Origin of the sequence: Nocardioides sp. (assembly GCF_031422975.1) — a bacterium.
Classification (GTDB): Bacteria; Actinomycetota; Actinomycetes; order Propionibacteriales; family Nocardioidaceae; genus Nocardioides.
The window spans coordinates 1-1,621 of the sequence record NZ_JANPEO010000088.1 but is presented as its reverse complement, the minus strand read 5'-3'; the positions used below and the strand labels follow the sequence as shown (position 1 = coordinate 1,621).

Here is a 1,621-nt window from a genome sequence, read left to right as displayed (position 1 = left end):
GGCCCTGGGTCGGCGCCACACCGCCGAGCACCGCCGCCGCGTGCACCCGATCCGGCATGGCGGCACCGGCGGCAAGCACGTACGGACCACCTCCGGAGAGCCCCACGAGGCGGAAGGTGTCGACGCCCAGGGCGTCGAGCAACAGCCGGAGGTCCTCGGTCCATTCCAGGACGTCGGCGTAGAGGTACGGCGAGGACGCGCCGATCCCCGGACGGTCGATCCCGATGATGCGAACGCCGAGTTCCGCTGCGAACGCACGCGCCTCCAGCGGGATCTGCCGGCGTGCACCCGGGGTGCCGTGCATCCACACGACCGGCCGACCGTCGCGCGGTCCGTACTCCGCGAAGCTCAGCCGCCGTCCATGCCGGACGGCCACCGTGCCCTCCAGGGTGGGTCGATCTATGCGCATGTCGGCATCGTGACAGATCGAAGCCTCAGCCGAGCCGCTTCTCGATCAGCTCGGCACGCTCGGAGGCGTCGGTGAGCTGTTCGCTGTCGATCGCGTTGGTCCGGTGGAACCACGCCAGCGCGTCCGCCTCGCGACCCGCGGCCTCGAGGGTGTCGGCGTAGGCGTAGCGCAGACGCACCACCCACTGGGAACGGCTCTTCGACATCAGTGGGGCCAGCTCCAGCGTGCGCAGCGCGGCATCGAGCTGACCCATGTCGCGACGGGCACCAGACTCCACCAGCGTCATCTCGGCCTTGGCGTCCGGCGCGAAGTTGGCGACCGATGGACTCTTGGCGAGCTTGAGCGACTGCTCGGGGTGTCCGAGGGCTCGGTGGCAGTCCGCCATCATCGGGAGGTATTCCGTGGCACCGTTCATGCGCTTGGCCGCCCGCAGCTCGGCCAGCGCCACGGCGTAGTGACCGGCGGCGTAGGCCGCCTCGCCGACGGCCTCGCGAACGATGGCGATGCGAGAGGCGCGCGCCCGCGCAGCCAGCGTGTGCTGGTAGGCCGTCTCCGGGTCGTCGTCGATCAAGAGACCTGCGGCGGCAAGATGGCGAGCAACGCGAGCGGCCAACTTCTCCGGCAGTCCCTTGAGCTGGTTGAGCACGGCGCGATCGAGCTCCTGACCGCTGACCTCCTCGGTCAAGGGCGGCCCGTCGTACTCCGCCTGGTCGACCGTGCGGGGACGCTGCTCCTCGCGGGGCCGCTTCCAGTCGCCTTCACGCTTGCTGCGATCGGCGCCTCCGCGAGCACCACGCGCGTCCCTGGAGGCCGGCTTGCCGCCCCGCGACTCCGGCTTGCCGCCCCGGCTGGGAGACGTGCCACCGCGCGCGGGCGGCTTGGAGCCGCCTCGAGCGGGCGGGCGTTGGCTACGACGTTCCTCGGCCACGACGGAAACCTTTCGGTGGTGCTGGCTCACTGTGCTGATGTCAGGGGGGTGATGTCAGGGGGATGATGCTCTGCCACGCTACTGGTCATGGCGCCCAAATGCAGCAGAGGCCACCTGTCACCAGGTGGCCTCTGCCCAATTGTTGTCCGGCGGCGTCCTACTCTCCCACAGCCTCTCGGTTGCAGTACCATCGGCGCTGAAAGGCTTAACTTCCGGGTTCGGTATGGGACCGGGTGTTTCCCTTTCGCTATGGCCGCCGTAACTCTGGCGGAACACACACACCC

2 protein-coding genes and 1 rRNA gene are annotated in these 1,621 nt (G+C 69.5%); all 3 read right to left on the bottom strand.

The window, feature by feature from the left end; all coding sequences use genetic code 11:
- Window positions 1-409: alpha/beta hydrolase (locus RMO85_RS02975; protein WP_310526374.1), on the bottom strand; the 409-nt coding region annotated here is incomplete at its 3' end.
- A gap of 25 nt (window positions 410-434) precedes the next feature.
- A complete protein-coding gene (locus tag RMO85_RS02970) occupies window positions 435-1,337 on the bottom strand; it encodes a tetratricopeptide repeat protein (protein ID WP_310526373.1) in 903 nt (300 codons plus the stop codon).
- Between the two features lie 144 nt (window positions 1,338-1,481).
- Window positions 1,482-1,598: ribosomal RNA gene (gene rrf, locus RMO85_RS02965) — 5S ribosomal RNA — on the bottom strand.
- Window positions 1,599-1,621: the final 23 nt, after the last annotated feature.